The 891-nt window shown below is 68.0% G+C and carries 2 protein-coding genes; one reads left to right on the forward strand and one right to left on the reverse strand.

Annotation, left to right across the window (positions count from 1 at the left end; genetic code table 11):
• The coding region (gene folK / locus ACYVDE_RS24535; protein WP_460504138.1) for a 2-amino-4-hydroxy-6-hydroxymethyldihydropteridine diphosphokinase at window positions 1-479 on the forward strand (479 nt) is incomplete at its 5' end.
• Here folK and ACYVDE_RS24540 read toward each other — a convergent pair.
• Window positions 450-891, reverse strand: a 442-nt coding sequence (locus ACYVDE_RS24540) for a hypothetical protein (protein ID WP_460504139.1), incomplete at its 5' end; no start/stop codon positions are given. The two genes, folK and ACYVDE_RS24540, sit on opposite strands and share 30 nt — an antisense overlap.

Below are 891 nucleotides of genomic sequence, written 5' to 3' on the forward strand. Positions count from 1 at the left end.
CCTACCTGCTGCTGGGCTCCAACCTGGGCGACCGGGCGGCGCTGCTAGCCGCCGCCCGCCAGGAGCTGGCCGAAACCGCCGGCGAGATTGTGGCGGAGTCTGGTATCTACGAAACTGCCGCCTGGGGCCGCGAAGACCAGCCCGCCTATCTCAATCAGGTGTTAGCCATCGCAACCTGGCTGCGCCCCGAAGAGCTACTGGCCGCCTGCCAGGCCGCCGAGCAGCACGCCGGCCGCCAACGGCTGGAGCATTGGGGCAGCCGAACCCTGGATGTTGACATCCTGCTTTTCGGTGTAAGAGTAATTGAATCTCCCACCCTTATCGTGCCGCACCCGCGCCTGCCCGAGCGCCGCTTCGTACTGGTGCCGCTAGCCGAAATAGCCGGCGCTTTGCGCCACCCGCAGTCGAATCAGACGATGCGCGAGCTATTGGCCAGTTGCCCCGACCCCTTACCGGTGCAGCCCTGGGCTGGCAACTGAAGCCGGAGCCAGCGGCGGCACCCGACGCAGGTCGTGCGCCACGTGCCCGGCCCGAAACGCCAGGCCCAGCAGCCACAGCCCCAGCAGCAACTGACCCAACCAGCGTGGCGCATGTACCGGCCAAGCGGCCAGCACCAGTATAACCACCGGCCCAAACAACACGCTGGCATACCGTTCGGCATCGTGCACGCCGGCCGCGCTCTGGGCAAATACGGTGAGGCCCGCCACCAGCGCCACCAGCACCACGGCCGCCGTCCACAGCACCCGCCGCATCAGCTGCGTCCGGAAGTGGCGCTCGTACGTGGCCAGAGGAGCCGTATCGACCAGTTCAGCGTCGGAGCCACTGGGAGCTGATTGCGCAGCGGCCAGCCGCCGGGGCCACAGCACCGCAAATAGCCCCAGCAGCCCGGCT

The sequence above is a fragment of the Hymenobacter agri genome, assembly GCF_054778495.1.